The following is a 7396-nucleotide window of genomic DNA, read 5'->3' on the forward strand; positions in this document are numbered from 1 at the left end:
CCTATATCCAGCCATGGCATCAACGTCCCCCCTACCCACCTATTCCAAGTCGATGCTCAAGGAGATGCGCAAATTCCTTTATCGGAATATGCGGTATGAACAAGATTTATTAAAGTCGGATGATCAAATCGATATCTTTAATGTATTAGCTGAAGTAGATGTCGTGATACGGTCCAATGATAAAGGAAAAATCCAAAAGACCGCCGAAACAACGAATAAGACAATCGAAAAATACTTTCCCCGTCGCCCTGATGCTTCATGGCGCGAAAATATCGAGGTCTTGCTTGTAGCATTTGTCTTGGCTTTTGCGATCCGCACCTATTTCCTCCAGCCCTTCCAGATACCTACCGCCTCGATGCAACCTACCCTCTTTGGCATTGATGTGCAGTCGGAGAATATTCCCAAGACAGAGTACCCCGGTGTATTTACCCGAATATGGGAAAAGTTTGCATACGGGAAAAGTTATATCAATATTCCTGCAAAAAATTCCGGCCGTTTGGAATTCACCAGCCACGATGGCAATATTTCCGTCCGGAATATCCAAATAAAACCCTATAATTTCCTTTTCCTCTATTGGCTCCAATTTTCTTCTGTGACTGTTGATAACGACCAATATTGGGTTTGGATGCCTTCCGACTACATTATGAAGGCATTTATGAAAAGGGGTGCAGCCCCTTATCAACCAGGTGAGTCGATTGTGAGTGCCTGTGTTCAAACCGGGGACTTTGTTTTTGTGGACAAGATCATATATAATTTTAGAAAACCGGCTCGTGGCGATGTTTTTGTCTTTCTCACAGATAATATTAATGACATCACGATGAGCCAAAGGATGCGCGGGGTGATGGGGGCGGAATACTATATTAAACGTCTTTCTGCTGTGAGCGGTGACCTCGTCCAGATTACAAATCCCCATCTCTTAGTGAATGGAAAAATAGCACACTTTAATGACATGTATGACCGTATTTATTCTCCTCAAAACGGTTACAGCGGTTATGTTCATTTACCTAATAGTAATATATTAGCCCGTGATTCGGACACCTACCTTCTCCCCCCACAGAGTTATCTGGCATTAGGTGATAATTCCCCCAATAGCTGGGACAGCCGTGGTTGGGGGTCTGTTCCTGCCGAAAATGTCGTCGGCAAAGCCCTGCTCGTATTCTATCCTTTTGGTTCACGTTGGGGTTTGATCAAGTAAGAAACTCGCATTGCCAAATAGAATACGTCCGAGTACATTGACTTTCAACTTTATGAATGTCGAAGTCATTAACACCGGTTCAGAGCTTCTCCTCGGATTAGTTACGAATACGCATATCGGTTACATGGCACAGCAAATTGCCCCGCTGGGCTTAAAAATCTCCCGTCAAGTAACGGTTCCTGACGGCTCAGACATAGGCGAAGTTTTTATGGAATCCCTTTCGAGGGCCGATGTGATTTTTATTACCGGTGGTCTCGGACCCACTTCCGACGATATCACCCGTGATATTATCGCTGAGAAACTCGGGCGCAAATTGCTGAGGGATGCGAGAATTGTTGAATGGCTCAATGGTTTCTTCTTGAAACGCGGCCTCGCCTTGGCCCAGATGAATTACCGTCAAGCCGATTACCCCGAAGGTTCCCAAATTTTAGATAATGCACATGGCACCGCACCGGGTATATATATTACGGAAAATGGGAAACATATTTTCCTTTTGCCCGGGCCTCCCCGTGAACTCAAACCAATGTTTGAAAATGTAGTCCTTCCGATTTTAAATACCTTGATTGCTCAGGATTCAAAATTCGACTGTCATATTTTGAGGATGACTGGGATTGCTGAATCCTCTGTGGCCAAAGAAATCGAACCTCCCCTCGCCCACTTGAAGAATCTTGAAATCGGTTATTGTGCCCGTGTTGGAGAAGTCGATCTCCGTTTTATCTCTCCTGAACCGGAAGTTGTCCAAGAAGCCTCGCAAATTGCACGGGAGACTTTTAAGGAACTGATTTTCTCAGAAGATAATGAGTCTTTGGAGGAAGTAGTTATTCATATAGCGAAAACAATGGGGGTAAAGCTGGCCACTGCCGAATCCTGCACAGGTGGATATATCGCCCATCGCCTGACGAATGTTCCGGGTAGCTCCTCTGTATTTACAGGGTCAATCGTCTCATACTCAAATGAAGTGAAGCAAAATGTCCTGAATGTGGACGCCAGTAATTTAAATGTCTATGGCGCGGTTTCCGAGCCTGTCGTCATACAAATGGCCGAGGGTGCCCGCAAATTGCTCGGAGCAGACATCGCTGTCTCCGTGACGGGAATCGCAGGCCCCGATGGAGGCACCCCTGAAAAGCCTGTCGGTCTTGTTTATATCGGGTTAGCGACCAAAGATTTCACTAAAGTCTGGAGTTGTCATTATCTCCTTAACCGCGAAAGCTTTAAACAAATGGTCGCGCAATTTGCCCTCGACCGCCTCCGCCGTGTCCTCACAGGACTTGATCTGGAATAGACTTCATTAGCTTGTTATAACCACACAAAAAAACGCACCTTGTTTCCAAGATGCGTTTTTTAGAATTATTTCTTTTTGATAAAGAAATGTGTGTGAGGGTCGGATTAGTAATCCATTCCGCCCATACCACCCATTCCGCCCATACCACCGGGAGCTCCGGCTGGGGATTTATCCTTCTCGGGCAATTCGCAGATCAACGCTTCGGTTGTCAGCAAGAGACCAGAGATAGAAGCAGCATTTTGTAATGCGCTACGGGTCACTTTTTTCGGATCAACGACACCTGCAGCGATAAGGTCGACATATTCACCAGTGGCGACATTAAAGCCTTCAGAACCTTTACGATTCTTGACTTCATTGACGATGAGTGAACCTTCGAGACCTGCATTGTAGGCTAAGGTGCGCAGAGGGGCTTCAAGTGCGCGACGGACGATATCGACACCGATTTTCTCATCACCTTTTGCTCTGACTTTGTCAAGAGCAGGTAAGCAACGAATCAGGGCTACACCACCACCAGCGACGATGCCTTCTTCTACGGCAGCGCGTGTCGCATGGAGAGCGTCTTCGACGCGGGCTTTTTTCTCTTTCATTTCGGTTTCAGTAGCGGCACCGACATTGATCACAGCCACACCACCGGCGAGTTTAGCCAGGCGTTCTTGGAGTTTTTCGCGGTCATAATCGCTTGTGGTTTCTTCGATCTGCTTGCGGATTTGATTCACGCGAGCATTGATATCAGCTTGTTTCCCGTAACCTTCGACGATCGTTGTGTTTTCTTTGTCAACAACGAGGCGTTTGGCACGACCGAGGTCTTCAAGGCCGACGTTCTCGAGTTTGATGCCGAGGTCTTCGGAGAGCATTTTGCCACCAGTAAGGACAGCGATGTCTTCGAGCATGGATTTGCGGCGGTCGCCAAATCCAGGAGCTTTAACAGCGCAGACTTGGAGTGTACCACGGATTTTATTCACGACGAGGGTCGCGAGGGCTTCGCCTTCGACTTCTTCAGCGATGACGAGGAAAGGTTTGCCTGTTTTGGCAATCTTTTCGAGCAACGGCAAGAAATCCTTGAGTGAAGAGATTTTCTTCTCATGGATCAGGACGTAAGCATCATCAAATACAACTTCCATTTCGTCAGGTTTAGTCACGAAATAAGGAGAGAGATATCCTTTGTCGAATTGCATACCTTCGACCACGTCGAGTGTGGTTTCGATGGATTTGGCTTCTTCAACTGTGATCGTACCATCTTTGCCGACTTTATCCATGGCATCAGCAATGATTTCGCCGACAGTCTTATCCCAGTTTGCGGAGACAGTAGCGACCTGTGCGATTTCCTTGGAGTCCTTGACGTTCTTTTTAATATTATCGAGCTCAGCAACGACAGCTTCAACAGCTTTGTCGATTCCGCGCTTGATTTCCATTGGATGGGCTCCAGCTGTGACATTCTTCAGACCTTCACGATAGATCGCTTCAGCAAGAACAGTCGCAGTGGTCGTACCGTCACCGGCGTTGTCGCTTGTTTTGCTGGCGACTTCACGAACCAATTGTGCACCCATGTTTTCAAAAGGGCATTCGAGTTCGATTTCTTTAGCCACCGTCACACCGTCTTTGGTGATATTGGGGGAACCGAATTTTTTATCGAGGACAACGTTGCGTCCTGCAGGTCCGAGGGTCGCTTTAACCGCTTTAGCGAGTTTTTCGACACCACGGGCGAGGCTCTGACGAGCCTGTTCATCAAAAATAATTTGTTTAGCTGCCATAATTTTTATTTATCTCCTTTTAAATTTTTGTTTTGGAAACGATTAGTCGATAATTCCGAGGATATCCTCTTCCTTGATGATGATATGTTCAGCACCGTTGATTTTGACTTCCTGTCCACTGTACTTTCCGTACATGACGCGGTCGCCTTTTTTCACGCTGAATTCAACCTTTTTACCATCTTCATCGATACGGCCTGTACCGAGAGCGATAATTTCCCCTTCTTGGGGTTTTTCCTTGGCTGAATCAGGAATAATGATTCCACCTTTTTTGGTTTCTTTTTCTTCGACGGGTTTCAAAAGAACCCTGTCACCGAGTGGTTTAAACGCCATAGTATTCTTCTCCTAATCGTGTTTTTGTGTTTTGTAAATTAATCCACTCCCACTCGGGAATGGATATATTGTGAAAATTATAAAATGCCGCTTTTGGTAAAAAACGGCATGGATTGATTATTTTTTGTCGTCAACACTCTTGAACTCCGCGTCAATGACATCGTCTTTAGCCTCAGGCTTTGCATCAGCAGATTGCTCGGCGGCACCGCCGCCTGTTGCCTCACCCGCTTTGGCTTGAGCCTCAGCGGATTGCTTGTACAAGAGCTCTGAAAATTTATGGAGCTTCTCTTCGAGTTCCTTCTGTGCTGCTTTGATTGACTCGAGGTCTTCACCTTTGAGTGTTTCGCGCACTTTGCTGAGCGCATCTTCTATTTCTTTTTTATCGTCTGCACCCACTTTATCAGCATTATCCTTGAGCATCTTCTCGGCTTGGTAAGCCATGCTGTCAGCGGTATTTTTTACTTCCACGCCTTCTTTACGTTTTTCGTCTTCGGCGGCATGCAGCTCGGCATCCTTTTTCATCTTCTCGACTTCGTCCTTGGACAACCCACTTGAACCGGTAATCGATATCTTTTGTTCTTTCCCTGTTCCGAGATCTTTGGCGGAAACGTGTAATATCCCGTTTGCATCAATATCAAAGGTGACTTCGATCTGAGGTGTGCCACGGGCTGCTGGGGAGATACCATCAAGGCGGAAGAGCCCGAGTCTCTTATTATCGTCTGACATGGGGCGTTCACCCTGGAGGACCACGATATCCACGGCTGATTGATTGTCAGAGTAAGTGCTGTAAATCTGTGATTTTTTCGTCGGAATAGTGGTATTGCGGGTAATCATCGGTGTGGCCACTTTCCCGGCGGTTTCGATCGCCAAAGTCAAAGGAGTCACATCCAGAAGGAGAACATCGTTGACTTCACCTTTCAACACACCTCCCTGGATGGCAGCCCCAATGGCGACGACTTCATCAGGATTAACACCTTGGTGGGGGTCTTTGCCAACGAGACGTTTTGCGATTTCGATAATCTTTGGCATACGGGTCATACCCCCGACGAGTACGAGTTCATCAATATTTGACATGGTCAGTTCCGCATCGCGCAAACAGGCTTCGACCGGTTTGATCGTACGTTCACTCAAGGTCTCGGTTAATTGTTCGAGTTTGGCACGGGTGAGTTTCTTTTGGATATGTTTGGGACCGCTGGCATCAGCAGTAATAAAGGGCAAGCTAATCTCATATTCCATGGTCGATGAAAGGGCGATCTTGGCTTTTTCAGCCTCTTCTTTGAGGCGTTGTATAGAGTCAGCCTGGCTGCGGAGATCAATCCCACTATCAGCCTTAAATTCATTCAAAAGCCAATCAACAATGGTGTTATCCCAGTCATCACCCCCGAGGTGTGCGTCGCCATTTGTCGCTTTGACTTCAAAAACCCCTTCACCGATATCGAGGACGGAAATATCAAATGTTCCACCACCAAGATCGTAAACAGCTATTTTCTCATCTTTTTTCTTATCCAGCCCGTACGCGAGTGAAGCGGCTGTGGGTTCATTGATAATACGGAGGACCTCGAGTCCAGCGATCGCACCTGCATCTTTGGTGGCCTGGCGTTGGCTGTCATTAAAATAGGCAGGAACAGTAATAACTGCTTGAGTGATTTTTTCGCCTAAACGGGCTTCCGCATCCGCTTTGAGTTTGCTCAAAATCATGGCGGAGACTTCCTGTGGGCTATAAGTCTTCTTTTCACCATTTACATCGACTTCGATGGCGGCATCACCATTTTTACCTTCTACAATCTTATAAGGAACACGACCCATTTCATCTTTAACTTCCGCATATTTGCGGCCCATAAAACGTTTGACTGAAAAGATGGTATTCTTGGAATTGGTCACAGCCTGGCGTTTTGCTGCCTGACCGACCAAACGTTCCCCATTCTTCGAGAAAGCAACGATTGAGGGTGTCGTACGTGCGCCCTCTGAATTTTCCAACACGCGGGGTTCACCCCCGTCCATTACAGACATACATGAGTTGGTAGTTCCTAAATCAATTCCTAAAACTTTTGGCATAAAATAAAATCCTCTCCTTCTTTTGGACTCTTATACGCTAGTAGGGTGCCAAGTATTATTTATTCAAATTAATTATGTTAAATAACTCAATATCAATAACTTATAATATTTATGACATAATCGATAAAATCATAATATCGTGTGCTTATGACTCACGCACGTGTCACATTGTCGCAGTTATGTCCCGATTCAAACTCTTTCCATGTCACGATTATTTCACGAAATTACCCCGAGCAATATGCAATCATTCGAGAATCTCGTCTCCGCATTCGTCCCCTAAAATTAAGAAAAGTCACCAGAGTTTTTAAAGTCGCAGCATCTTAGCCCTAGCCTTTCATCATACAGGCACGACCAAACCTTCCGCCTCAGCAAGTTTCTTTTGGTTTACGTCAAAGGTGAGAAACTCTTTGGTTTTGAGTTCGAGAGAAGCTGCAACTTGAAGAATATCAAAACCGCGATGTCCCCCGCTCAGTAAGCTTGTGTAGAGGTCTCTTAAATCACAGATGGTCGCAGTTTTCGTGATGTTCCATTACTGTAGCACATTTCTAAAGTCGTAAGGATGTTGAAGGATACGATGAGAAAGGGGAAAAGCCATCAGGAGCAAGTTGAAAGGCTGAAGCGGCAGAAAGTTCAGAGAGCGGAGCTGCCCATTTTTTCTCTGATTACCATCGTCTTCCCTCACCCCCTTGAGATAAGAGTTGCTCACCCTTTCCCCACTGCCTTATGATCAGTTCGTGGAAAATAAAAGCTATGATGAATTCGGCGCGGCGCAAATTGCTTCCA

5 protein-coding genes are annotated in these 7396 nt (G+C 46.1%); 2 read left to right on the forward strand and 3 right to left on the reverse strand.

What is annotated here, in order from left to right; genetic code table 11:
* Window positions 1-13 precede the first annotated feature (13 nt).
* Both lepB and SGI98_06810 read left to right on the forward strand, forming a co-directional pair.
* Window positions 14-1195: a signal peptidase I gene (gene lepB, locus SGI98_06805; GenBank protein MDZ4743113.1), complete on the forward strand. Its 1182-nt coding sequence runs from the start codon at window positions 14-16 to the stop codon at window positions 1193-1195.
* A 52-nt stretch (window positions 1196-1247) separates the two neighbouring features.
* Window positions 1248-2477 carry a competence/damage-inducible protein A gene (locus tag SGI98_06810; protein MDZ4743114.1) on the forward strand — a complete coding sequence of 410 codons (1230 nt, stop codon included), beginning with the start codon at window positions 1248-1250 and terminating at the stop codon, window positions 2475-2477.
* 104 nt (window positions 2478-2581) lie between these two features.
* Here SGI98_06810 and groL read toward each other — a convergent pair whose 3' ends face one another.
* The 3 genes from groL to dnaK form a co-directional block, all read right to left on the reverse strand.
* Window positions 2582-4228: a chaperonin GroEL gene (groL, locus tag SGI98_06815; GenBank protein ID MDZ4743115.1), complete on the reverse strand. Its 1647-nt coding sequence runs from the start codon at window positions 4226-4228 to the stop codon at window positions 2582-2584.
* Window positions 4229-4270: 42 nt separating this feature from the next.
* The gene (groES, locus tag SGI98_06820) at window positions 4271-4558 is read right to left on the reverse strand and encodes a co-chaperone GroES (GenBank protein ID MDZ4743116.1); all 288 of its coding nucleotides are present in this window, start codon (window positions 4556-4558) and stop codon (window positions 4271-4273) included.
* Between the two features lie 117 nt (window positions 4559-4675).
* Complete coding sequence (gene dnaK, locus SGI98_06825; GenBank protein ID MDZ4743117.1) at window positions 4676-6613, reverse strand: molecular chaperone DnaK; 1938 nt, start codon at window positions 6611-6613, stop codon at window positions 4676-4678.
* Between the last annotated feature and the right edge of the window lie 783 nt (window positions 6614-7396).

This window comes from Verrucomicrobiota bacterium, from assembly GCA_034440155.1.
Classification (GTDB): Bacteria; Verrucomicrobiota; Verrucomicrobiia; order JAWXBN01; family JAWXBN01; genus JAWXBN01.

What these genes read in the sequence shown, in the direction of transcription:
- groES (MDZ4743116.1), bottom strand. Translation starts at nt 4,558, where the DNA reads ATGGCGTTTAAACCACTCGGTGACAGGGTTCTTTTGAAACCCGTCGAA.
- groL (MDZ4743115.1), bottom strand. Translation starts at nt 4,228, where the DNA reads ATGGCAGCTAAACAAATTATTTTTGATGAACAGGCTCGTCAGAGCCTC.
- lepB (MDZ4743113.1), top strand. Translation starts at nt 14, where the DNA reads ATGGCATCAACGTCCCCCCTACCCACCTATTCCAAGTCGATGCTCAAG.
- dnaK (MDZ4743117.1), bottom strand. Translation starts at nt 6,613, where the DNA reads ATGCCAAAAGTTTTAGGAATTGATTTAGGAACTACCAACTCATGTATG.
- SGI98_06810 (MDZ4743114.1), top strand. Translation starts at nt 1,248, where the DNA reads ATGAATGTCGAAGTCATTAACACCGGTTCAGAGCTTCTCCTCGGATTA.